This window comes from Flavobacterium sp. LS1P28 (assembly GCF_003970335.1).
Lineage (GTDB): Bacteria > Bacteroidota > Bacteroidia > Flavobacteriales > Flavobacteriaceae > Flavobacterium.
On the sequence record NZ_RYDI01000002.1, the window covers coordinates 229,905 to 252,485 of the forward strand.

Below are 22,581 nucleotides of genomic sequence, written 5' to 3' on the forward strand. Positions count from 1 at the left end.
ATTTTGGGTGAAATCTTCAGTTTTTCTTAACTCCTCTGTAATATTATATTTCCTTGATAGCTTCATTTTCAGCTTTTTTTTGTTTTAAGAGTTTTTGTTGTTCGTCGTTTTTGTCATTATCCAACTTTCTTTTATGTTTGTATTCCGTTGAAATATACCTTATGTAGATAATGTTCTCAGTGTTTCTTATTACTTTCCTAAATCTAGAATTTGTGTTAATAAAACTTGATTGTTTTGTAGCAAATAAACCACCTAGCATCTTATCACCCTCATCACTTTTTCTATATTTAGCCATTTCAGGACTCTTATCTAAAGAATACTCTATACTTGGTTTGTGTATTTGACTTTGTTCAAGATGTTGTGAAATTATTATGTCGGCGGTAGAGGTTTTAACTGAAATTGAATCCTGCTGTAGAACGTACATTTCACTACTAATACCTTTATTTTCTTCGTCCTTTAAACCTGCTAGATTAGAACTATCTATAAAAGCATTTGGTAATCGTATTAACTTGTTATTTTCATCAAGATATGACATTGCGGGGCTATATTTAGGATTGTCCTCCCAAACAGATTTTTCTTGGTAAGTTATTTTCTTTAGAGCAGGTAATTTGTATTTTTCTTGGAATAATTTGTATAGACATTCTGATGCCGATAATGTGATTTCGTATAATCTCCCGTCCGCAAAATAAGGATAGAACTCTGTTCCGCAATTTTCCACCTGATAATAGTACTTGTCTTGTTCGTTGATATGTGACAACTTCCCTTCAGACACCAAAAATTTATTTACTTCACGAAATTCACTAGTAGTCATTCCTCCCCAATATTGAAGGAAAAATTTTTTCTTCTGAGCAATGATTTCACGAAGTTTTAAACTATCTTGATTTACTTGTTTTACCTCTGTATGAACTTTTTTGTTATTCTGGCAGGATAAAATAAAGACTGCTAAAAATAGTAGTAACAGTGTATTAGTTGTTTTATTCATAGAATATTTTTCAAAGTTTTTCTCGCTTCTACTATAGCTTCTCTTTTAGGAGATTAAGCTATCATATAAAGTTCCGCCGCTTCTCGTCAGTTGCGAGCTTCGTAACCGTTTATTTTCCATTAAAGATAAAATTTCTTGCGAAACTTATAAGTGAATTTACCACAAAATTCGCAATCTTGCCAAATGGCTGTTGTGCGATCGTGCTTATTCTAGGTCCATGATAATCGCAATATTTTCTTTTATTTTTTCAATTAAATCGGTTGGCAATTTTCCAACTTTTTTAAATAATCTTTTGTTGTCGATTGCTCGAATTTGATCAATCATTATGTCGCAATCTTCATGTAAATTTGCCATTCCCTTTTTAATATGAACTCTTAAAATATCAGAATCATCTTCAACGTTTGTAGTTATTGGACAAACGATTGTTGAGGGATGCGATACTTTATTCAGCAAATTTGTTTGAACAATTAGAACAGGCCTAGATTTACCTGCCTCAGTTCCTATTTGTGGATTCAAGTCAGCAATCCAAATTTCGTATTGATTAATCTGCATAGTCAATTTTTTCAAATTCTTTTAAAATGTTCATTGAATTTTTTTTGACTAATTCGGATTCGGCTTTAAGTCTTTTTTCTAAAATTTGTCTTTTCTGTACTTTATTATAATATTCAATTGCTTCGTTGATATATCTATTTCTAGGAATACTGATTCTTGAAAGAATTTTTTCGGTTTCTCCGAAAATTGAATCATCTATTTTAAGTGATACTGTTTTCATATGTTTTAATTTGATATCACAAAGGTATATCTTTTTTAGATATGAAGTTGTTTAGTACGATTTTTTTTTTTTTCGCATGTCGCACAACGTCAGTTCGTCTAAAACCCTCTAAACGAACTGTATTTGGTTAAACAGTGAGTAAATATATGTTATTTAAACTACAATTAAAACTCGTTCTGGCAAAACTCGCTTTATGATTATTAAAATAAAACAGTCCGTAAAAAGGGTTAAATATTGCTCTTAGTATCCCAAAATATAAATCCATTTGCACAGAATACGAACAAATCCGGAAAGAATTGTGGCGCAAGCCTTGGGTTGTATTTGCTAAGAAGCCTTTTGGAAGTCCAAAGTCTGTGGTGGAATATTTGGGCAGATACACCCATAAAATTGCCATTAGCAACCATCGAATCAAGAACATTGACAATGAAAACGTGACTTTTACTTATAAGGATTACCGAGTAGCGGGTGTGAAAAAACAAATGACACTCACGCATCATGAATTTATCAGGCGTTTTGCGTTGCATATTTTGCCCAAACGTTTTACTTCGTCAGTTCGCCCTTTGGGCTCGGGTGTTAAGATCCGGCATTACGGTTTTTTGAGCAGCACTTGGAAGCGACAAAAGCTGAAACTTTTACAGGAAAAACTTAAGGTAAAAGTTTTAGAAAAAGTAGAAAAGAAGCCCTTTATGCCTAAGTGTCCGTGTTGTAAAACAGGGAATTTACACCGAATAGCAGTCTTTGACCAGCGTGGTCCACCGGCTTGGTATCTTGGCGGTAGCCAAAACACCATTCCTTGTAAAAACTAAATTACGGGTAAGGGAACTTATGTTCACAAGTGAAGGAACACACGAAAAAAACCAAGCAGAAAACACTCCAAAAAAAAAGAGGCTCGCTTGCCTCTTGTAATTCTCTCTAAAATCTTTACGATAAGTGCATAGGTTGACGGACGTGGAATCGGTTCCGTTCAACCCGGGTTTACCTCATTGAATTTATTTTTGTTGGTATTCGGTGATTATAATTCATTGTTTGTGCTGCGCACGCAACGAACCCTAGCTGTTGGGCGATGTTTTAAAATTTAATATTAGGATTTATTTCCTGAAATTTTAGTCGATCTCTTTCAATATTGTCTATTATTTTAATGATATTCTCTTTTACGTTATAGTTTATTTCTCCTAAATATTTTATTTTTCCTGCCATAATCTCAAATTTAATATCAACAGGTATTTTTTTTGTTGATTGCATATAACCAGTATTTAAAAAAGCTTCGATTTCATAGATTCTATATTTTCCTGCAGTTTTAACAATGTTGAAAAGGTAAACATTTTTATCATCTTCTGTAAAATCGCCATTTGTACTTCCAAAAGTAATTTGACCAGGATTGTAAAGAAAGTTTGTTTTTTTTTCATTCAATTTATCTGCAAACATATTAGTTGATGTTTCGCTTTCTATTTGCACATAGTTTATTTTATAAACTGGTGAAATAGTTTTTCTGTTTTCAAGAGAAAAACTTCCTGTAATCATACCTTCTTTGGAGAAAGTATTCATTTCACTTTTCATTGAAGCTGACGGTGTCGAACAACTAAATAATATATTTGTAATAATTAAGATTGATAGATTCCTTTTATTTATTTTCATTTTTAGATATTAGTTGATTCTTCTTGTATTAATTTAAATGGTTAATCTGATTTTCTGTGAGTAAATATTGCCCAACTTGTATATACCCGATACAAAGTAGCGCTTATACATTCAATTTGGGTTGGCTTTACGCTATTTTATTTCGTTTTATCTGTTTTCAAATATATTAAAATTTTTTCTTACAAACTATCAAACCCACGTCATAATTTTGAATCCTACGACCCGCGTGAAGGATGGCAGTGGAGCTCTTTTATGGGCTGCCTTTTTTTGGCAGGCGATAAAAAGCGGGAACGTACAGCCTGACCCGTAGTTGCGAGGAGGGACGACGAAGCAATCTGGAGGGACACGCCCAAATTAGTTTCCTTTTCCAACCTGTGATTTTGTCAAATAACTGCCTAAAATTCAATCCCGAAGGTTCGGGACTAAAAACTTGTTTGGGTTGCAAAAATTTTATAATTTTGCAGTCCAATTTTATTATGTAAATTAAAGAAGAAGATGGATATCAAAAGAGTAGCAATAGACGCTGTGACGGAAACAATTGTAATGACTGTTGTTCACATGGATTACAAAGGACAAGTTGCAAAAAGAATAAACGAAAAAATGCCTTTGGCAACGGTTAAAGGATTTAGAAAAGGAGCTGTGCCTAAAGATCTTGTTGAAAAACAATACGGTAAAGCAATCAAACAAGAAGAAGTTCAGAAAGTGGTAGATTTAGCTTTGGAGCGTTTCGTACAATCAGAAAGATTAAACCTTCTTGGAACGCCACTTGCTAAAGTAAACGAAGACTTTGACTGGAGTGCTGAAGAATTGGTTTTTGAATATGAAATAGGATTGGTTCCTAATTTCGAATTGGATCTTGAAGCTAAAAATGACATCGTTAAATATGTGGTTTCAGCGGATGATAAAATGATTGAAGGCCAGTTGGAAAGAATCCAAAAACAATTTGGAACTGCAATTCCTCAAGAAGTTGTTGCTGCAGATTCAGATGTAACTGGAACATTCACTAACGAAGAAAAAGGAATTAATAACGCGACCACTATTGCTGCTGATCTTTTTAAAGACAAAGCGACTTTTGATTTATTCATCGGTAAAAAAGCAGGAGATGTTGTGACTGTAAATACTAAAGGTTTATTTGAAGACGACCACCAATTGATGGACGTGATGAAAGTAAGTCATGATGACGTTCACGGATTAGAGGTTGAAGTGAACTTCACAATCGAAGCGATCAACACGGCTGAATTAGCAGAATTGAACCAAGAATTGTTCGACAAATTGTTTGGTGCTGGAACTGTTTCTTCACTTGAAGAATTGAAAGCGAAAATCAAAGAAGATGCCGAAACTCAATTTGCACAACAAGCGGATCAAAAATTATTAGGGGATGTTACGGAGTTTTTGATCGAAAGCACCAAATTTGATTTACCTTCTGAATTCCTTAAAAAATGGTTGCAAACTGTAGGGGAGAAAAAATTATCTCCTGAGGAGGCTGAAGTTGAATATGCACGTTCTGAAAAAGGATTGCGTTTTCAATTGATCGAAGGTAGAGCTATGGCTCAATCTGACATCAAAATCACTTTTGAAGACTTGAAAACATTCACTACAAAAAACATCCGTCAGCAAATGGCACAATTCGGACAAACAAATCCTACTGACGAAGAAGTTCAAGGAATTGTAGCAAGAGTTTTGTCAAACCAAGACGAAGTGAAAAGACTTTCGGACCAAGTTGTTGCTGATAAATTATTGGAATTATTCAAAGAAAAAGCAAATCCTACCACTAAAGAAGTAACGTATGACGAATTTATTGCAGCGTCTTACGGAGAATAAATTTTAGTCGTAAAGTCAAATGTCATAAAGTCAAAAGTTGAAAAGACGGAAACAATTTCGTTAGTTGTTTCAAATTTCAAGATTCTATTACAAATATAAAACAATAAAAAATAGTTATATTTGAGCGTCAGAAAAAATATTTTTTGACGCTCTTTTGTTTCAATTAGTTGCGGGAGCCAATCCAGCTGTACGTTACAAGTTTTTTCTTCCGTTTTAGTTTTTTAAATTCCTGCAAGAGCTTCTTTCAGTCGCTTTGCAAGAATAAAAAAACTTAAAAACGGAATTCAAAAAGCTTTTTACTCCCATCTGGGCTACAAATAAGACATATTGACATCATTTGTAAATAGGTATGACCTTTGCATTAAAAGAAATAGACAAGATATAACGTAAAACTTAGAACAAAAAAATATGAACTACGGTAAAGAATTTAAAAAATTTGCTACAAAGGACCACGGCGTAAACTCTATGTATTACGATAAAATTGTAGGCGCAATGACTCCTAAAAACATGACTCCCTATATCATTGAAGAACGTCAGTTGAATATTTCACAATTAGACGTTTTCTCCAGATTGATGATGGACAGAATTATATTCCTTGGAACAGGAATAGACGACCAAATTGCAAACATCGTTCAAGCACAATTGTTATTCCTTGAAAGTGCCGATGCTTCTAAAGATATTCAAATTTATTTGAACTCTCCAGGAGGAAGCGTTTACGCAGGATTAGGAATTTATGACACGATGCAATACATTAAACCAGATGTAGCAACCATATGTACCGGAATGGCAGCTTCCATGGGAGCAGTGCTTTTATGCGCCGGTGCAGCAGGAAAACGTTCGGCATTGCCACATTCAAGAGTAATGATTCACCAACCATCAGGTGGAGCGCAAGGAGTAGCAACGGATATGGAAATCAACTTACGTGAAATGTTGAAACTTAAAGATGAGTTGTATAAAATTATCTCTCACCACTCCGGACAAACTTTCGATAAGGTTCATACGGATAGCGAACGTGATTATTGGATGATCGCCGAAGAAGCAAAAGCATACGGAATGATTGATGAAGTTTTAATAAGAGGATAAAAATATAGTCGAAAGTCTAAGGTCGAAAGTCTAAAGCAATGCTAGGAACTTTCGACTTTACGACTTTTGACTTTAGACTTAAAAGAATGGCAAAAGTAGTATTAGAGTGTTCGTTTTGTGGAAGAAAGAAGCCAGAAACCCAATTATTGATTGCTGGGATCAATGCACATATCTGTGATAAATGTATTGAACAAGCGCACGGGATTGTTCTTGAAGAAATAAAATCTAGTGGAAGTTCAAAGCTGGTTGGAGATTTGATTTTAAAGAAACCAAAAGAAATCAGAGCGTTCTTGGATCAATATGTGATTGGACAAGATCAAACTAAAAAGGTGATGTCGGTTGCGGTTTACAATCACTACAAACGTTTGATGCAACAGCAATTAGACGATGAGGTTGAGATTGAAAAAAGTAACATCATCATGGTGGGACAAACAGGAACAGGAAAAACATTGGTGGCTAAAACCATTGCAAAAATGTTGGATGTGCCTTTAGCGATTGTTGATGCGACAGTTCTTACTGAAGCAGGTTATGTTGGGGAAGATGTTGAAAGTATCTTGACACGTCTTTTGCAAGCTGCTGATTATGATGTGGCCAAAGCAGAACGCGGCATTGTATTCATTGACGAAATAGATAAAATTGCACGTAAAAGTGACAATCCTTCTATTACGCGAGATGTTTCCGGTGAAGGGGTGCAACAAGCATTATTGAAATTGTTGGAAGGAACGGTTGTGAATGTACCACCAAAAGGAGGACGTAAGCACCCGGACCAAAAATTTGTGGAGGTAAATACACAAAACATTTTGTTTATTGCCGGTGGTGCTTTTGATGGAATCGAAAGAATAATTTCGAAACGATTGAACCGTCAAGCGGTGGGTTATTCTACTTCAAAAAATGTGGACAATATTGACAAAGACAATTTGTTGCAATACATTATTCCAAAGGATATCAAAGATTTTGGTTTGATTCCAGAGATTATTGGTCGTTTGCCAGTTTTGACACACATGGATCCTTTAGATAGAGAAACCTTGCGTGCAATTTTGACACAACCTAAAAATGCGTTAATCAAACAATACGAGAAGTTGTTTTTGATGGATGATGTTGAATTCACGATTACCAATGAAGCACTGGATTTTATTGTTGATAAAGCATTAGAATATAAATTAGGCGCTCGTGGATTGCGTTCGTTATGTGAAGCTATCTTGACCGATGCGATGTATGAATTGCCTAGTTCTGATGATAAAGTATTAGAAATTGACGTAACTTATGCTAAAGAAACGTTGAATAAAAATTTATTGAAGCGTTTGGAGATTGCATCGTAAAAAATGCATTTTTCTTAAAAATATAAACCTGTTCATTCATTTGAACAGGTTTTTTTATGGGGAAATTACACTATTTGTTATTGTTCAAAAAAAGGAACATTATTATTTTTTATCAACGTCAGATTGTCGATTTTTGTACATTCTAAATCAATTATATATAAGATGCAAAAAGACGAGATAGAGGTAATTTTATTAAAAGTTTCTGGACAAGATAAACCGGGAGTCACTGCTGGTTTAACATCCATCTTGGCTACTTATGATGCTATTATTTTAGATATTGGACAAGCGGATATTCATGATACGCTTTCTTTAGGTATTTTATTTGAAATAAAAGCAGGTTCTTCTTCTGGTCCAGTTTTAAAAGACTTGTTATTTAAAGCATACGAATTGGGTGTCAAAGTCAAGTTTATTCCTATATCCATTGCAGATTACGAAATTTGGGTCAAAGCGCAGCGCAAACAACGCTACACCATCAATGTTTTAGGAGAAACCTTAACGGCTGTACAATTGGCGGCAGTAACCAAAATACTATCCAACCAAAATTTGAATATTGATGCAATTAAAAGATTAACCGGCAGGGTATCTATTATTGATAAAGAAGAATTCCCTCGTTCGTGCATACAATTGTCGGTTACAGGAACGATTGTCGACAAAACGTTTATGACCGCCAGTTTTATGGAAATTTCCAGAACGTTAGATGTGGATATTTCTTTTCAAGAAGATAATATGTACCGAAGAAACCGCCGTTTGGTGTGTTTTGATATGGATTCGACGCTAATTCAAACCGAAGTAATTGATGAACTGGCAGAGTTAGCGGGTGTGGGAGAGCAAGTTAGAGCAATCACAGAAGCAGCCATGAATGGTGAAATCGATTTTAGCGAAAGCTTCAAGCAACGCATGGCCTTGCTTGAAGGCTTGAGTGAAGAGGTACTGCAAACAGTTGCTGAGAATCTGCCTATTACTAAAGGAGCACATCGCTTGATGAAGGCCTTGAAATATTACGGTTATAAAACCGCTATATTGTCCGGAGGTTTTACGTTTTTTGGGAAGTACCTGCAAAAAGAATTAGGTATTGATTATGTTCATGCGAATGAATTGGAAATTAAAGACGGAAAATTGACAGGTAACTATTTAGGTGAAATTGTGGATGGTAAAAAGAAAGCGGAATACCTTCAGGCGATTGCTGATAAGGAAGGCATTCATATCAACCAAACTATTGCAGTTGGTGATGGTGCCAATGATTTGCCTATGTTGAATTTGGCAGGTTTAGGAATTGCTTTTCATGCTAAACCTACGGTAAAAGAAAAAGCAGAAAGTTCTATTTCCAGCTTGGGTCTCGACGGTGTTTTGTACCTGTTAGGCTATCACGACAGGCATATTGATATGATGGAGGAGTAAAATACTGCAGTAATTATAAAAAAAGGCTATCTATAAAGTGATTTTTGGATAGCTTTTTTTATGCTTTAACGGCAAACACTTTTTCAGGTTTTTCTGTTGTTTGTTTTTCGGGAGATTTACAAATTCCTCTGGCGCCACAACGCATTCTATGTGGTCCGCAGGAACTCAAGAAAATTCCTGTCAACAGGATATAAAGAATTTTTTTCATCTCATCATTTTTATACGCTTTGAAACTGCATACTTTTCAGTTGTTCCAAATAATCCCTTTGGTTTGATAATCTCGGAATTTTATGTTGCCCGCCTAGTTTGTCACGATCTTTTAGCCAGTCGTAAAATAAATTTTTTCGTGCTACATTGATCACAAGCGGATTCAAAGTCATATTGTTATAGCGTTTGGCTTCGTAATCGGAGTTTAAAGATTGTATGGATTCGTCTAATGCTTTCTGGAATTGTGATACATCAGCTGGAGGGTTTTTAAATTCAATCATCCATTCGTGAGCACCTTTTTCTTTGCCTTCCATAAATATAGGCGCAACGGTGTAATCAACTACTTCCGTTTGGGTTAGTTTGCATGCTTTGGCAATAGCCTGATCGGTATTTTCAACCATCAATTCTTCACCAAAAACATTAATGTGATGCTTGGTTCTTCCCGTCACCCGAATTCGGTATGGATTCAATGAGGTGAAACGAACAGTATCACCAATCAAATAGCGCCACAAACCAGAATTGGTGGTAATGACCAAAGCATAATTTTTGAACAATTCCACATCTGCTAATCGAATAACTTTTTGATCTGGTGTGCCAAAAGTATCCATTGGGATGAATTCATAGAAAATTCCGTAATCCAACATCAATAATAAATCACTGGAATTATTTAAATCCTGAATGGCAAAAAAACCTTCGGAAGCATTGTATATTTCGTAATATTTAAACTCTTTTTTTGGGAATATTTTTTGGTACTGTTCCCGGTACGGCTCAAAATTTACGCCGCCGTGAAAGTAAACTTCCAAATTTGGCCAAATTTCAAATAGATTTCCTTTTCCGGTTTCTTCGAGCATTTTATTCATTAAAACCAGCATCCAGGAAGGAACTCCGGCAAAACTGGTTACATTTTCGTTTTTTGTTTCGTTTATAATAGCAGCAATTTTAGTTTCCCATTCGCTCATCAAGGAAATTTTGTTGCTCGGGGTACTGCTATATTCAGCCCAAATAGGCATGTTTTCGATTAATATCGCAGATAAATCTCCAAAGAACGTATTGTTGTCTTCATAGATTTGAGAGCTTCCGCCAAGACGCAGGCTTTTTCCAAGAAACAGTTCTGAATCTTCATTATTATTCAAATACAAGCACAACAAATCCTTAGTGCCTTTATAATGACATCCTTCCAGGGCTTCGTTGCTTACGGGTATGAATTTGCTTTTGGCATTTGTGGTTCCACTGGATTTGGCAAACCATTTTATGGGAGTTTCCCAAAAAACATTCTGCTCACATTTACGGGTTCTTTCAATCAATGGTTGTAATTCTTCGTAAGTAGAGATCGGAATTCTATCGGCAAAAGTGGCATAGGAATGAATCGAAGCATAATCATATTGTTTGCCTAAAACAGTATTTTTAGATGACTGAATTAAATTCATGAGCAATTCTTCCTGAACCTCGTTTGGATATTTCAAGAAAAGTTCGATCTGATGGATTCTTTGTTTGAGAACCCAAGAGGCAAACGAATTGATTATGGTTAGTGGCATTTTTAAATTATGAATTATGAATTATGAGTTATAACTTTACCAAAAATAACAAAATTTGTTTAACTAGATGTGTTAAACGGGAAACTTTAATCACAATGACATACGAAGGTGTACTTACAAAAATGCAAACTGAATTTGGAAATCCAATTCAATATTACTTGGTTTTTGAGAATAGTTTTTTAAACGTGAATCAGTTGCTGAATAAAGAACTGGAAATCAATTTTGTGGGATATCAATGTTTGAATTGTGGCAAGAAGAAAAAAATATTCCGTCAGGGATTTTGTTATGATTGTTTCTATTCCAGTGCAGCTGTTGGGGATTGGATTATGAAACCGGAATTAAGCACTGCCCATCTTGGAATTCAGGATCGGGATTTAGCGTATGAAGAAAAAGTACAATTGCAACCGCATATTGTGTATCTGGCTTTGTCCAGCGAAGTCAAAGTAGGTGTTACCCGCAAGTCGCAAGTGCCAACCCGATGGATTGATCAGGGCGCAACCCAAGCCATTTCTATTGTAGAAGTCCCTAATAGATACTTAGCAGGAATTACCGAGGTAGCATTGAAAAATTATTATGCCGATAAAACCAATTGGAGAAAAATGCTGACTAACAATGTGGAGCAAATTGACTTAATCGCAGAACGATTGAAGGTTGAGAATCTTATTCCAACCGAAGTTCAGGAATATTTTTATGCGCAAAAAAACGATTTGTATGAGATGCACTTCCCCGTTTTGCAGTATCCAAATAAGGTAAACAGTTTGAGCTTAGATAAAACACCACAGTTTCAGGGGAAGCTTACCGGAATAAAAGGGCAATATTTACTTTTTGAAGACGGAACCGTTTTTAATGTCCGTGGTTCCGAAGGGTATATGGTTACAATTGCGGTTTAAGTAATATAATTTTGGGCGTATCCTTTTTTTAAAATAAAAATTTTAAAAAAAGGTCAGGCTGTCCGCTGTATCTTTTATTCCGCTGCGCTTCATAAAAGGATGCCGCTACCATCCTTTACGCACGTACAGCTACACGAAAACACCATGCAGACAAATCACAAACCCAATATTGCTAGCCAAAAAAAGAGGAATGTCATCACCTAAAATCCTCTTTATTATATTTTGTAAAGTTACTTTAGTTTACTTTTGTCGTATCTGCTGCTTTACTTTTCTTATTAAAAAATCCGTTTAATAATGCTGCGGCCTTAGATTTTACTTCTTCCTTAGTTACCGGAATTTTAGGAGTGGCCGTTTTTGTCGTGTCTCTTGGCTTTTTGTTTTTATTGATGTAATCCGTCAAAGCGGACGTTCCTTGTTTTACCAGTCTGTCTTTTTGTTGGTTTATGAGTTGAGTGGTCAATTTAGCTACCGCATTGTTGATGTCCGTTGTGATTTTTGGATTTGTAAAATTACCCACCAAAACAGCATTTATCGGAAAGCTTTCTAATTTTGCCGCATCTGCAGCAGATAATTTTGCTATTAAAGCATTGGCCTCTGAACCTAAATATTTAGCGGGAACATCAAATTTTAAATTATAATTCATGCTTTGGTCAAAACCGTGCGTTCCTCCAATGGTTGCCTTGATGTCTTTGTACTTGATATCAAAAGGTTTTACATTTACTTTTCCATCTTTGAACGTAACTGCCGCTTTCAAATCATTTAAATTGATTTTACTGACGTCAATGAATTTCAAGTTAGCACCTAAAGCGGTCAGCAAAGTCGAATTAGTTGAGTTTACAGTCGTGGAAAGCAGTTGTCCTAGTAAATCTCCAGTAAGGGTTTTCAAGTCAGGAGTCAGTGCTGTTGCATCAAGATTCCCGTTCAATTTGATGCTTGAATTTAATTTCCCGTTGATGATTCCGGAAATTGGAGCAATTTTTTTCAACAGATCCAGTTGGTTGAAGGATTGCGCAATATCAACTTGATTTAATCTTAAATCCATATTAAAAACCGGTGTTTTTCCTTTTGTGGAAACAGCTCCATTCACCGCAATAGTTCCCCCAAAAATAGATGTTTTTACATTTTCTAAAGTCACTTTTTCATCTTTCACAATCAGTTTTCCCGAAACATCTTTCAGAGTCAGATTATCATATAGCACCGTAGTCGCTTTTGCGGTAAGCGTACAATTTAAGAAAGCAGGAATCTTCATGGCATCTGCCTTTTTAGTTTTAGTTTTAGTCGTTTCACCAGTTGTCATAAAATCGTCAATGGCCAATTGTTTAGAATTCATATAAAAGTTTCCTTTCAATTCTTGATTTCTAAATATAAATCCATAAAAATTTTCTAAAATCCCTGTTACACTAATGTCGCTTTTTCCGGTAGTCGCATTCAGTTCTTTCAAATTGACTTGACTAGGATTAAATTGGATCAAGGCATTGCTGATGTTCATGGTTTTGCCGTTTTCATCCGCATAATTAAAACCCGATACACTCATGGTTCCCGCATTTTTAATGTTTTCATATTGACTTTTCTCTACTGATTGCATATCAAATTTTGTAGTCACATCAGCCTTTAAAATCCCGGATAATGGCTTATCGAGTTTTATAGGATACGCTTTAGAAAGATTGGACAAATTGATAGTTCCTTTTAACATGGCATCAACTAGTGCGTTTTGAGTAATGTTTTTGATGTTGGCTTTGGCATTAAAAACATCTTGATCTATCTTGAAAGAAAGTTGGTCAATATTGACATACGTGTCATTTAAAATTCCGGTTTCATTGGTGATTTTTGTGTCAATAATGATGTTTTGAACCGTTTTTGGTAAGTCAGGGTATTTAAAGGAAGCATTATGGGAAGCGATTTCTATATTAAATTTTGGCACTGTTGTGTCAGAATACAAACCTTTTGCAAAACCTGCCACAGTAAAATCACCGGTTGTTTTTACGTTGTCTAAGCGTGAGGCATAGGCTGCAGGAATTATTCCCAAGAAATTTTTGAAGGAGGAAGTAGGCGTTTTAAATTTTAAATCATACTGTTGACCGGCTTCCACCATTTGAATAAATCCATCAAATTCCAGCGGCAATTGGTTGATTAACGCTTTATTTTCTTTGAAGGTGTATTTACTTTTTTCTAAATCGATTCCCAAAACGGCGTCCAGAGTCAAAGCAACATTTTTCATGTAATTGACTTGTTCCATATCCAGCGATATTTTTGCAGTAGATTTGGTTACCAAATCTAATTTTTGGGCTGCAAAATCTCCAGTTCCTTCGTGGTTCAAACTGTCGACAACCATTTTTATTTTTGAACTTTCGTCAATATAACGAAATTTGAAATTTTCGATTTTATACTCTTGGATTTTTAAGGATAACGGACTGCTTGTTCCATCGGCTGCCGTTTTTTTCTCTTTCAATGCAATGTCATAATTCCCTAGTCCGTCTTTATTGAAAATGATATTGATTAATCCGTTTTTCGAAGTGATTCCGTCAATAACTATCGCTTCATTTTTGCCTTTAAAAAGTTCCTTAATAGACATTTTTAAATTCAATTCGCCCAGTGATAGCAATGTGTCGCCTTCAAAAGGAGCTTTGTTTATGATGACTAGTTTTTCCAGTGTTACATTTGCATTAGGAAAATTTTTGAATAAGCTTAAATCCGCTTCTGCAAAAGTGACTTTGGCATCTACCTTTTCATTGATGACTTGAGAAATTTTGGCTTTTATTTGGTCTTTAAACAGAAAAGGAGCTGCAAATAAAGTCAAGACGAGCAGGATAACTAGTATTCCGATGATTTTTAAAACTTTCTTTAGCATGATTTGAATGTCTTTAGATTTATATCTTTGGCAAAAATGGTGCCTTGTATTCCTTTACAAAAATAGTATTTTTAGGACAGTGTAACTTTTATGGTGTTTTTATAAACAATACTTTAACTATAATGTATGAAAAAATCCGTTTAAGCAAATGCAAAAACGGATTTAATAGCAGCTTTATCTTTTTCTTTAATGCATGTTAATTTCAAACGGCATTAAGGCTTGAACACCTTTTTGCATTTGTATTTTTTTAATTTCTTGCATAATACGATAATTTTCTTCCCCTATTTCTTCTTTTATAAAATCTGCTTTCGATTTTGCAAAAGGAAGATTTGCTAAAAGATCATCAAAGTTTTTCTCGTATTCTGGATAATTTTGAGTGCTGTAATTTTTTGTTTTCCCCAAGGAAGCCGCTTTCGCAATAGCATCGTCTAATCCTCCAATTTTATCTACGAGTCCAATTTTCAAGGCTTCTGAACCTGTCCAAACTCTACCTTGCGCAATAGCATCTACTTGTGCAAATGTCATCTTGCGTCCTTCAGCCACATGGGTTACAAAAGTTTTGTAAATGTGTTCCACACCTTCCAGCGTAACTGCTTTGAAGTTTTCATCAATGGGAACAAAAGGACTGTAATTGGCGGAATTTTCATGTGTTTTAACCTGTTCCGTATATATTCCTATTTTAGTTGCTAATGGCGTAAAGTTTGGCAATATTCCAAAAACACCAATGGAACCAGTGATTGTGTTCGCTTCAGCAAATATAGTGTTTGCATTACACGCAATATAATACCCGCCTGAAGCCGCATAATTACCCATAGAAACGACTACGGGTTTTACTTTTTTAGTCAGTTCAATCTCTCTCCAGATTAAATCTGAGGTCAAAGCACTTCCGCCCGGACTGTCAATGCGAAGTACAATTGCCTTTACATTTTTGTTTTTTCGAGCTTCTTGTAACGAGCGACGCATTGAACCTTCACCAATCACATTGACATCTCCTTCGCCACCCATAATTTCTCCTTGGGCATAAATAATGGCAATTTCATCCGTGCTGTCAGAACTTTGGGAAGTGGTAGCGATTTTCTGTGCATAATCAATTACAGATACTTTGTTGTATTCCTTATCTGTAGTTACATTAAGCACTTTTCGTATGGCATTATGGTACACATCTTCATAAGCAATGATATCTACTAATTTTTGGTTTTTTGCCATTTCCGGAGTTCTTGCAAGAAGTCCGTTGGCAATTTCATTTAATTTAGCCACAGAGATATTTCTGCTTTTAGCAATGTCAGTGGTGATGGAGTTCCAAACAGAATTCAGTAAAGCTGTCGTTTGTTCTCTATTGGCATCACTCATTTTATTTTCTAAAAACGGCTCCACAGCACTTTTGTATTTTCCATGGCGGATTACTTCCATTTTTAGCCCTGATTTTTCCTGAAAGTCTTTAAAAAACATAAGTTCAGCAGAAAGTCCTTTGAAATCCATATCTCCCACAGGATTTATATAAATGGGACTGGCCACAGAATTTAAGTAATATTCTTTTTGCGAATAGGAGTTGGCGTAAGCCATGACGAATTTTCCTGATTTTTTAAAGTGTTCCAAAGCATCTCTCAAGGCCTTACTCTGAGCCATTCCTAGCGATGAAACATTGTTCAATATAGAAATTCCTTTGATATCATCATCCGTTTCAGCCGCTTCAACGGCATTGATAATATCAGATAAACCTACTTTTTTGTTTTCTGAAAAAATAGTCATCCACGGATCTTTGTATTTCCCGGCATAATCATTCTGTATGTCTTCTAAATTCAGTTCAATAACAGAATTGTCTTTTATCGTAACGCCTTCAGATTCACCGCCAAAAATGGCTCCAACAAGGATTATTCCAAAAAAGAATAACATGAAGAAAACAAAAATACCTATAATAGTCGCTAATACATTTCCTAAAAATTTCATAATTATATTTTTTTTATAAGTCGTACAAAACATTGAAATGTTACAAGCCGTGGGGGAAAATCCCAAGTTTGATTAGCAACACCGGATACAAATATATTGCTAATTCTAAAATTCTTTAGTTAATTTGCATCTAATTATGAAATCACAGCATCAGGTCATTTTATCGATAGGAAGTAATCAGGGGAATCGATTGGAAAATATCGAACATTGTTTACAAGTAATACATCAGGAAATAGGGACGGTAATCAAAGTTTCTAAATTATATGAAACTCCTGCTTGGGGTTTTGAAAGTGACGCTTTTTATAATTGTGCATTGGTTTTGCATACTTTTAATTCGGCTCATAAAGTGCTAACACAGATTTTAAAAGTGGAAAAACGATTGGGACGTTTGCGAACAAAGGCGCAGGGGTATCAATCACGAACAATTGATGTAGATATGATTGCTTTCGACTCGGAAGTTATTACTACTGAAAAACTCCAAATTCCACATCCCTTAATGCAGAACAGGAATTTTGTTTTGTTACCCGTGCAGGACTTAAATTTAGATTGGAAGCATCCCATTCTTCAAAAAAATATTTCGGAATTATTGGCTTTGTCTCCAGATGAAAGTGTTTGTACAGTCGTTCAGAATTTAGTGAATCCTTTGCAGAATGTTCCGTTGGAGCAATTTAATTATGTTGCTTTTGAAGGGAATATCGGAGCAGGAAAAACAACTTTGGCTACTAAAATTTCTGAGGATTTTAATGCAAAAACAGTATTGGAACGTTTTGCAGATAATCCTTTCTTACCTAAATTTTACAAAGATCAAAATCGGTATGCGTTTCCACTTGAAATGTCATTTCTTGCAGATAGATACCAGCAATTATCAGATGATTTAGCACAATTTGATTTGTTTAAAGACTTTCTGGTTGCCGATTATCATATCTTTAAATCGTTGATTTTTGCCAAAATAACATTGGCCGAAGATGAATATCGCTTGTATCGCAATCTTTTTGATATCATTTACAGAGAAATGCCAAAACCGGACTTGTATATTTATTTGTATCAAAATTCCGAAAGACTGCTACAAAATATTAAGAAACGTGGCAGAAGCTACGAACAAAAAATCCCGGCTGAATATTTGGATAAAATCAACAGTGGTTATCTGGATTACATTAAATCCCAAACCGATTTGAATGTGCTGATTATTGATGTTTCTGATCGGGATTTCGTAAAAAATCAAGCAGATTATTTGTATATTTTAGAAGAAATCCAAAAGAAAATTAAGGTTTAAAATTTGAAAATTATCTTTTTAGCGAAAAGTGACCTTTTTTTTCTCTGCCATCTTCCAGTTTTAAGGTGAACCAATAATCATCTGCAGGTAAAGGGATTCCGTTAAAGGTGCCATCCCAACCCAGATTTACTGAAGGAATCCATTGTTTTATAAGTTTTCCGTATCTGTCATAAATGTAGATAATGGATTTTGAATTAAAAGTTTCATTCACTCCTTTTATATTCCAATAATCATTATAGCTATCACCGTTTGGTGTAAAAAAATTCGGCACACCTACAATTACAATTTCTTGAAAAACAGGACCGCATCCATTCTTGTCATTAATATAAACAATATGAACTCCAGCTGGAACATTGGTAAAGAAGTTGGAGTCTTGCCAAAATCCATTGGGTTCATCAATGCTGTATTCATAACTTCCTTTGCCTGTTACTTCTATGGTTACTGTATTTATATCGGTTAAATCTACAATATCAATACTTTTGATATGTGCCAAATCAGAAGCGGTAACTTTTATGGCTCGAATTCTACTGCAACCTGACCTATTTGTTACTTGGGCAGCATAATTTCCTTCGGCGTTTACTGAAAGAATTGGGGCTATTTCACCAATCAAGATAGTTTCGTCTTTTGACCAAATGTAGGTGTAATTGCTTGTGGGAGACCCATCCTGAATCCCAGCATCCAGAGTTACAAAAAAACTGGGAAGATTAGAACAAACCAATTCATTTTCACTACCATTGGCATTCAAGTTAATTTTCGGTATTGGATTAACAACAAATTTTAATATCGTCGATGCAGTGCAAGTTGTATTTAATGGATTTTCAACAATTGTAGTAATATTTTGAGTAGCGGTTATAAAAGGATTAGGCAATGGACTTGGTAAAAGGACATTATTTTGGTCATAATATTTGATAATCATTCCTGTTTGTCTGCCTAAAATGGTGGATTCGAATGTTGAGGAGTCAAAGGCAAACTTCCCATCTTGATTTATTGGGTTCGCTTCATCATCGCAAGCTGTTATCAAAGACGGAGAAATAGAAAATGCTTTTGGAGAAACATCTACGACAAAATTTATTATAGTTTTCTCAAAACATTGTTGCGGCGTGTTATTAGTTATCACAGCTTTAATGGATTGCGAAGTGGAAAGAAAATTTACCGGAAATGGACTCATGATCAAATCACCGTTGGCATCTTTCAAAGGATTATTGGTTTGATCGAAATAAGTAACCGTTACGTTGTTTTGGCCTTTTAATAAATCAGATTCAAGTGAGGAAGTGTTGAATAAAAATATTCCATCGTTGTTATCATCACATTGTCTTGGAATTGCAACAGAATTAGCAATAGGTAAAGCCTCGACTTTTAGAGTAATATAAGGCCCTAAACCAACGCAAGCGTTATCTAGACTACTTTCAACCCGGACCCAAATATCTTGAGAATCGCGATAACCAATATTTCTGTAATTTGAAATATCCGCAATCACATTGAGTTCGGCTAAGGCATCAGCTTGGTTTCTAAAATAGTTTATAGTGTAAACTTGATTTATGGGGAGTTGAGTTTGTATAGTGGCTTTTGTCCAAGAGAAATCAAAAGTTGCAATTCCGTCTCTATTATTGTTAATAACGTCTAAAAAATCATCACAAACAGGAGGAACTGTGATTTTATAGGAAGAAAGAAGATTGGTAGCTGGGACTTTTAATGTTAATTTGGCAACGCTATAACAACCGCTAATTTTATTGGCAACTCTCGCCCAAACATTCATTGTCGATGCTGTTGTGTTTTCGAAAGCCAAATCATTTGAAATTAAATCGGTTGAAAAACCACTACTAGCTCCTGATTGTGAAGTATAATAAGTAAAAAGTTCATTGGTATAATTTGCGGAAATTAGTTTGTTATTTACTGTCAAATTAAAAAGAGTCTTTCCGTCAGAAATCAAGTCAGTATCGCATTGAATAATTGTAACATCGTTGACAATTGGCAAAGGATTAACAACAAAATTCAAAGTTGTAGTTGCGGTGCAGTTTGTGTTTGCTGTATTTGTTACTGTTACTAAAATATTTTGAGTTGCAGTTACAAATGGATTTGGGAGTGGACTTGATAATGGATATCCATTTTTATCAAAATAGTTAACCATCATTCCGGTTTGTCCTTTTAGAATGAAAGCTTCAAATGTAGCAGTGTCAAAAGCAAATTTACCATCTTGATTTAATGGATTTGGTTCGTCATCACAAGTTGTGGTTAAGGATGCAGGAACGGCAAAAGCTTCGGGTAAATCGTCTGCGATAAATTTAATAGTTGTTTCTTTAGAACAGTGTAAAGAATAATTGTTTGTCAAAACAGCTTTTATGGTTTGTGATGTTGTTGTGAAACTAGCAGGAAAGGGACTAGTTACCAAATTTCCGTTTGAATCTTTTAGCGGATTATTATTTTGGTCAAAATAAGTGACGGTTATGTTTGTTTGATTTCCTAATAAAGTTGTCTCAAGAACAGCAGTATTAAAAGTGATTATTCCATCTTGATTGTCATCACATTGTCTAGGAATTATTACCGGATTTGCAATCGGCAATGGATTTACAGTTACTATAATTGGAGTTCTCGGAGTACAGCCGTTATCAATATAATAGGTTGTGGTGGTATAAAGTGGAGGAGTTGTAAAACTATTACCAGTCCCAAGAGAAACTCCATTTGTTTCAGCATCATACCAGTTTATTGTTCCAGTTGTAGAACTTGCTTGAAGTGTACATGTCGCTGAAGCACAAATAGGGCTTGGTGTTGTCGTTGTAATTTTTGCGATTGTAATTGTAGTACTTGTTGAAATTTGAAGTACAGGATCTTCGGGCATACCGCCGTATTCAACTATGTAACCATTAGGGTAGTAGTTCCCTGGTGGATCTCCTTGTTCCGGAAGATCGTTCCAAGTCCCTGGGTTTCCTACTGCCGAAGAAGTTATGTGAGCGTAATCTTCATTATTTCTGGAGTCATTTGGTTCGTTAGGTGAGTTCCAATTGGCATAATAAAAAGGAGCTGTTGTTGTTCCGTTATTTTTTCCCATCCAGAAAGTAGTTCCTGCTTCTGGTCCAGTAACCCATTTCCATGTTCCTTCAGTTTCGGCATCACTTCCGCCAATCCATCCTGTTCCTGGTGCTTGAGCTCCGGCTAATTGTGCTTCATCAGCGACTGTTAAAGTGGCTAAATAACCTTGTAGGCCATAATATCTTTTGACTGCGGCTTCATTTCGGGCTCTTGTCCAATTAATGCCAGAAGAAGCAACATATTCATAATAATGACCATTGCTGGGCAAGTAACTAAGTTGTCCTGTTCCTAAGCTGATTGAAAAAGTCCTATTTCCTGATGGAGAAGTATTGTTATTGTAGAATTTAATATCTTTGATTGCAGCTTCAAAATCAGCATAAGGAATTTTGCCTCCAGTTGTGCTTGACAATTTCAGCATTCCTTCTGATACAATCCAATTGTATGAAACAGATGGGTGAGAACCTGTTAGCGTTAATAAATCTCCAGCAGTATACCCAGAAGAAATTTGAATTGTAACAGCATCAGTAGTTGGTTCATCGGGGTCAAAACTAATATTTATTGTTTTTACAATATTTAATGAGGTTCCTGGACAATAAATTTGATTTCCTGTTGCTTTAATTACAGGGGGATCAATTGCATAAGCTGTCTTTGTTATGAAAAGTGAAAGTGCTAGAATTATTTTAAAAAAAACAGTTGTTTTCATTCTATAAAAGTACTAATTTTCTATTTTGGCCAATTCATTTTTTGAAATAAATCCCAAACCACAATGCCGGCACTTACGGAAATATTCAAAGAATGTTTGGTGCCTAGTTGTGGGATTTCGATGGAGCCATCGCATAATGCAACCGCTTCCTGTGAAACTCCGTAGACTTCGTTCCCAAAAACCAAAGCATATTTCACTCCTTTTTTAACTTTAAAATTTTGAAGAAAAACGGCACTTTGTACTTGTTCTATAGCTAGCGTGATAACGCCTTCTGTTTTTAATTTTTCGATAACTTCAAGAACATTATCCTGATGTTGCCAAGTTACTGTTTCAGTAGCACCAAGGGCTGTTTTATGGATTTCCTTGTGTGGCGGTGTGGCGGTGATGCCACATAAAAATATTTTCTCGACTAAAAAGGCATCGGCAGTTCTAAAAACAGAGCCAATATTATGCAGGCTTCGAATGTCATCTAATACCAAAATAAGGGGTGTTTTTTCAGATTGTTTAAAACCCTCAACGGATTTTCGATCCAGTTCACTATTTTCGAGTTTTCTCATGTGTGTAAAGTATTCAAAAAAAAAGCTTCCGAAATGAATGGAAGCTTTTTTATGTATTCGTTAAAATTTTAGCTTTTTGCAGGTTGTGCTGCTAAAACGTTTCCTTTTATCGTCAATGTTTTATTAGGAACAGTAGCATTTGTTGTCAACGTAACGGTTTTTGTAAATGCCTGACCTGCTCTTGAAGTATCATATTTTACTCCAATAACTCCTTTTGCACCCGGGGCGATTGGCTCTTTTGGATACGTTGGCACGGTGCAACCACAAGAACCTTGAGCATTAGTTATGATTAAGGGTTTGTTGCCGTTGTTAGTGAATACAAATTCACGGCGGCCCTCAGCGTTGTGTGCTATAGTACCATAATCAATGGTTTCAGTTACAAAAACCATTCCTGCTCCATTTACTTTGGCAAGTGTGGCGCTAGTCGCTTTTATCTTTTTTGATGTTTCTTGTGCATTAGAAGTCGTTATTCCTAAAACCACTAGTAATGCGAAGGCAATTATTTTTTTCATGTGTGTTTCAATTTAATAGAGTCACAAATCTAAAAAAAATAAATAAATTAGGCCTTAAATATTTCTTAAAAA

The 22,581-nt window shown here is 35.3% G+C and carries 17 protein-coding genes and 1 pseudogene; 7 read left to right on the forward strand and 11 right to left on the reverse strand.

Features of this window, described 5'->3' with window-relative positions:
* Nucleotides 1–43 precede the first annotated feature (43 nt).
* The 3 genes from EKL97_RS02950 to EKL97_RS02960 form a co-directional block, all read right to left on the reverse strand.
* Nucleotides 44–982, reverse strand: a complete 939-nt coding sequence (locus EKL97_RS02950) for a hypothetical protein (RefSeq protein ID WP_126455665.1) — start codon at nt 980–982, stop codon at nt 44–46.
* A 204-nt stretch (nt 983–1,186) separates the two neighbouring features.
* Entirely contained in the window at nt 1,187–1,534 is a 348-nt protein-coding gene (locus tag EKL97_RS02955) for a type II toxin-antitoxin system PemK/MazF family toxin (RefSeq protein ID WP_126455663.1), read from the reverse strand.
* Nucleotides 1,524–1,754 carry a hypothetical protein gene (locus tag EKL97_RS02960; RefSeq protein ID WP_126568050.1) on the reverse strand — a complete coding sequence of 77 codons (231 nt, stop codon included), beginning with the start codon at nt 1,752–1,754 and terminating at the stop codon, nt 1,524–1,526. Before EKL97_RS02960 ends, EKL97_RS02955 begins: the two co-directional genes overlap by 11 nt.
* A 272-nt stretch (nt 1,755–2,026) precedes the next feature.
* On the opposite strand from EKL97_RS02960, the pseudogene EKL97_RS02965 reads away from it, so the two are divergent.
* Nucleotides 2,027–2,560, forward strand: a pseudogene (locus EKL97_RS02965) (transposase); the annotation flags it as partial.
* A gap of 262 nt (nt 2,561–2,822) precedes the next feature.
* Here EKL97_RS02965 and EKL97_RS02970 read toward each other — a convergent pair.
* On the reverse strand, nt 2,823–3,389 hold the full coding sequence (locus EKL97_RS02970) for a hypothetical protein (RefSeq protein WP_126568051.1): 567 nt from the start codon (nt 3,387–3,389) through the stop codon (nt 2,823–2,825).
* A gap of 495 nt (nt 3,390–3,884) precedes the next feature.
* On the opposite strand from EKL97_RS02970, the gene EKL97_RS02975 reads away from it, so the two are divergent.
* From EKL97_RS02975 to serB, 4 genes are all read left to right on the forward strand, one after another.
* Nucleotides 3,885–5,210 (forward strand): trigger factor, encoded by a 1,326-nt coding sequence (locus tag EKL97_RS02975; RefSeq protein WP_126562747.1) that lies wholly within the window; start codon nt 3,885–3,887, stop codon nt 5,208–5,210.
* 408 nt (nt 5,211–5,618) lie between these two features.
* Nucleotides 5,619–6,293, forward strand: a complete 675-nt coding sequence (gene clpP, locus EKL97_RS02980; protein WP_073351820.1) for an ATP-dependent Clp endopeptidase proteolytic subunit ClpP — start codon at nt 5,619–5,621, stop codon at nt 6,291–6,293.
* An 86-nt stretch (nt 6,294–6,379) separates the two neighbouring features.
* Nucleotides 6,380–7,612 (forward strand): ATP-dependent Clp protease ATP-binding subunit ClpX, encoded by a 1,233-nt coding sequence (gene clpX / locus EKL97_RS02985; protein ID WP_126515929.1) that lies wholly within the window; start codon nt 6,380–6,382, stop codon nt 7,610–7,612.
* A gap of 162 nt (nt 7,613–7,774) precedes the next feature.
* The gene (gene serB / locus EKL97_RS02990; protein ID WP_126562749.1) at nt 7,775–9,010 is read left to right on the forward strand and encodes a phosphoserine phosphatase SerB; all 1,236 of its coding nucleotides are present in this window, start codon (nt 7,775–7,777) and stop codon (nt 9,008–9,010) included.
* A 58-nt stretch (nt 9,011–9,068) separates the two neighbouring features.
* Here serB and EKL97_RS15535 read toward each other — a convergent pair whose 3' ends face one another.
* A complete protein-coding gene (locus EKL97_RS15535; RefSeq protein WP_158614910.1) occupies nt 9,069–9,218 on the reverse strand; it encodes a hypothetical protein in 150 nt (49 codons plus the stop codon).
* A 10-nt stretch (nt 9,219–9,228) separates the two neighbouring features.
* Nucleotides 9,229–10,752 (reverse strand): GH3 auxin-responsive promoter family protein, encoded by a 1,524-nt coding sequence (locus tag EKL97_RS02995; protein WP_126568053.1) that lies wholly within the window; start codon nt 10,750–10,752, stop codon nt 9,229–9,231.
* 95 nt (nt 10,753–10,847) lie between these two features.
* On the opposite strand from EKL97_RS02995, the gene EKL97_RS03000 reads away from it, so the two are divergent.
* The gene (locus EKL97_RS03000; RefSeq protein ID WP_126568054.1) at nt 10,848–11,642 is read left to right on the forward strand and encodes a DUF2797 domain-containing protein; all 795 of its coding nucleotides are present in this window, start codon (nt 10,848–10,850) and stop codon (nt 11,640–11,642) included.
* A 235-nt stretch (nt 11,643–11,877) separates the two neighbouring features.
* Here EKL97_RS03000 and EKL97_RS03005 read toward each other — a convergent pair whose 3' ends face one another.
* Together EKL97_RS03005 and sppA are read right to left on the reverse strand one after the other, a co-directional pair.
* Complete coding sequence (locus EKL97_RS03005) at nt 11,878–14,490, reverse strand: AsmA-like C-terminal region-containing protein (RefSeq protein ID WP_126568056.1); 2,613 nt, start codon at nt 14,488–14,490, stop codon at nt 11,878–11,880.
* Between the two features lie 186 nt (nt 14,491–14,676).
* The gene (gene sppA, locus EKL97_RS03010; RefSeq protein WP_126554855.1) at nt 14,677–16,437 is read right to left on the reverse strand and encodes a signal peptide peptidase SppA; all 1,761 of its coding nucleotides are present in this window, start codon (nt 16,435–16,437) and stop codon (nt 14,677–14,679) included.
* A 136-nt stretch (nt 16,438–16,573) separates the two neighbouring features.
* Here sppA and folK point away from each other — a divergent pair, with 136 nt between their 5' ends.
* Nucleotides 16,574–17,710 (forward strand): 2-amino-4-hydroxy-6-hydroxymethyldihydropteridine diphosphokinase, encoded by a 1,137-nt coding sequence (gene folK / locus EKL97_RS03015; RefSeq protein WP_126568057.1) that lies wholly within the window; start codon nt 16,574–16,576, stop codon nt 17,708–17,710.
* Between the two features lie 10 nt (nt 17,711–17,720).
* Here the strand turns inward: folK and EKL97_RS03020 are convergent, their stop codons facing one another.
* From EKL97_RS03020 to EKL97_RS03030, 3 genes are all read right to left on the reverse strand, one after another.
* Nucleotides 17,721–21,440, reverse strand: a complete 3,720-nt coding sequence (locus EKL97_RS03020; RefSeq protein ID WP_126568059.1) for a T9SS type B sorting domain-containing protein — start codon at nt 21,438–21,440, stop codon at nt 17,721–17,723.
* 20 nt (nt 21,441–21,460) lie between these two features.
* Nucleotides 21,461–21,997, reverse strand: a complete 537-nt coding sequence (locus EKL97_RS03025; protein ID WP_126451746.1) for an RNA methyltransferase — start codon at nt 21,995–21,997, stop codon at nt 21,461–21,463.
* A gap of 68 nt (nt 21,998–22,065) precedes the next feature.
* Nucleotides 22,066–22,509 (reverse strand): DUF1573 domain-containing protein, encoded by a 444-nt coding sequence (locus tag EKL97_RS03030; RefSeq protein WP_126568061.1) that lies wholly within the window; start codon nt 22,507–22,509, stop codon nt 22,066–22,068.
* Between the last annotated feature and the right edge of the window lie 72 nt (nt 22,510–22,581).

What these genes read in the sequence shown, in the direction of transcription:
- sppA (WP_126554855.1), bottom strand. Translation starts at nt 16,437, where the DNA reads ATGAAATTTTTAGGAAATGTATTAGCGACTATTATAGGTATTTTTGTT.
- EKL97_RS03030 (WP_126568061.1), bottom strand. Translation starts at nt 22,509, where the DNA reads ATGAAAAAAATAATTGCCTTCGCATTACTAGTGGTTTTAGGAATAACG.
- EKL97_RS15535 (WP_158614910.1), bottom strand. Translation starts at nt 9,218, where the DNA reads ATGAAAAAAATTCTTTATATCCTGTTGACAGGAATTTTCTTGAGTTCC.
- clpX (WP_126515929.1), top strand. Translation starts at nt 6,380, where the DNA reads ATGGCAAAAGTAGTATTAGAGTGTTCGTTTTGTGGAAGAAAGAAGCCA.
- EKL97_RS02950 (WP_126455665.1), bottom strand. Translation starts at nt 982, where the DNA reads ATGAATAAAACAACTAATACACTGTTACTACTATTTTTAGCAGTCTTT.
- EKL97_RS02975 (WP_126562747.1), top strand. Translation starts at nt 3,885, where the DNA reads ATGGATATCAAAAGAGTAGCAATAGACGCTGTGACGGAAACAATTGTA.
- EKL97_RS02995 (WP_126568053.1), bottom strand. Translation starts at nt 10,752, where the DNA reads ATGCCACTAACCATAATCAATTCGTTTGCCTCTTGGGTTCTCAAACAA.
- EKL97_RS03005 (WP_126568056.1), bottom strand. Translation starts at nt 14,490, where the DNA reads ATGCTAAAGAAAGTTTTAAAAATCATCGGAATACTAGTTATCCTGCTC.
- EKL97_RS03025 (WP_126451746.1), bottom strand. Translation starts at nt 21,997, where the DNA reads ATGAGAAAACTCGAAAATAGTGAACTGGATCGAAAATCCGTTGAGGGT.
- EKL97_RS02955 (WP_126455663.1), bottom strand. Translation starts at nt 1,534, where the DNA reads ATGCAGATTAATCAATACGAAATTTGGATTGCTGACTTGAATCCACAA.
- EKL97_RS03000 (WP_126568054.1), top strand. Translation starts at nt 10,848, where the DNA reads ATGACATACGAAGGTGTACTTACAAAAATGCAAACTGAATTTGGAAAT.
- serB (WP_126562749.1), top strand. Translation starts at nt 7,775, where the DNA reads ATGCAAAAAGACGAGATAGAGGTAATTTTATTAAAAGTTTCTGGACAA.
- EKL97_RS02960 (WP_126568050.1), bottom strand. Translation starts at nt 1,754, where the DNA reads ATGAAAACAGTATCACTTAAAATAGATGATTCAATTTTCGGAGAAACC.
- clpP (WP_073351820.1), top strand. Translation starts at nt 5,619, where the DNA reads ATGAACTACGGTAAAGAATTTAAAAAATTTGCTACAAAGGACCACGGC.
- folK (WP_126568057.1), top strand. Translation starts at nt 16,574, where the DNA reads ATGAAATCACAGCATCAGGTCATTTTATCGATAGGAAGTAATCAGGGG.
- EKL97_RS02970 (WP_126568051.1), bottom strand. Translation starts at nt 3,389, where the DNA reads ATGAAAATAAATAAAAGGAATCTATCAATCTTAATTATTACAAATATA.
- EKL97_RS03020 (WP_126568059.1), bottom strand. Translation starts at nt 21,440, where the DNA reads ATGAAAACAACTGTTTTTTTTAAAATAATTCTAGCACTTTCACTTTTC.